General features: G+C 42.8%; 1 protein-coding gene. It reads right to left on the bottom strand.

The annotated features are described in order from the left end of the window. Positions 1-80: 80 nt before the first annotated feature. A complete protein-coding gene (holA, locus tag C4E06_RS05475) occupies positions 81-926 on the bottom strand; it encodes a DNA polymerase III subunit delta (RefSeq protein WP_370051336.1) in 846 nt (281 codons plus the stop codon). Positions 927-1,192 lie beyond the last annotated feature (266 nt).

The following is a 1,192-nucleotide window of genomic DNA, read 5'->3' as shown; positions in this document are numbered from 1 at the left end:
TGATATCTTTATAGGGTCGCTTAATCCTGCGCTAGCATAACAAAAAAAATAGCCAGGTTTTTAACCTAGCTTTTACATACTTACGCTAACTTTGAGGCAATCAGTGCCAATTCAAGAGGAAGTCTCTCAGAACGAGTGCCTCGTTTCAGTCGATGGGTTAGCCCGCATAATTCCACAAAAGCTTGTTGTAGTTGCTTTGCTGAGAGATATTCTACGTCCTTAATGAGGTAGAATACTCGTCCATTATTGGGCAGGTGCAGCAATTCCTCTGCTATCTGTTCTCTTGCTAACCGCGACTCTATACCAATGGCGGTGAGCATAAGCTTTTCTATGCGATTGATAAGAGTTGCCAAGATTTGCAATGGATGAATCCCAAGGTCAATTAAACTTTGAGTCCGTTCATAGACTGTCTTTGGGAATTCGGTCAGTGCTGTTGCTAGTTGGTAGCTAGTTTGTGCATAATCCGGTACTAACGTAGGTAACTCTGTGGCAAGAACCTGACCATCTCCGAAATAGGCTTTGATTAGCTCTAGTTCTCTTTGCATTCTTCCAATATCTGAACCAACCGCTTCTAATAAATACTGTTTACCATGGATACTTAGGTCAAGTCCCAATTTAAGCGATCGCATGGCGAGTTCGGCTTTGATCTTATCTTCTTGGAATTGGTTTAGCGCATTGACTTTTTCAACACACTTTTGTTTGTTCAGCCACTTGCCTAGCTTAGTACGACCATCTACAATAGCTACGTTGACAATGACTGCATTTTCACTGCTCAGTAACGGCTCTAAGGGCTTAGAATCCTTGTAAGGAATCTCTTTGCCCTCAAATACCATTGCCTTCTTTGAGAACAGCCCTGGGCTCAGTGCATCGCTTATGGCATCTTCGAGGGAAGATACATTAAATCTTTCGTAGCCTCCCTCGGAGATGATTGCTGCGAATCGCTTCTGACTTTCGGAAAGTATCGTCTCCTGCAATAATATAGAGCATTTTATTCTCCTCCCAGACTAGCTAAAGACAGTAAAGTAAGCAAGCAACCATCGGCTACTACTAGAAGACGTCGCAATGCGTCTTTCAGCTTGGTCTAACTTCTCTAATCCCACTGTTAGCGTGGTAACGTCGAGTTTTCTGACTAAGCGCATATAAATCTTCTGGCTTCAGAATCGAGGTTTTTGCTATTTTCTTCGGGTCAGTT

It is taken from the genome of Cyanothece sp. BG0011, assembly GCF_003013815.1.
In the GTDB taxonomy this organism is placed as follows: domain Bacteria; phylum Cyanobacteriota; class Cyanobacteriia; order Cyanobacteriales; family Microcystaceae; genus Crocosphaera.
This window is presented reverse-complemented; position numbering and strand designations above follow the sequence as displayed.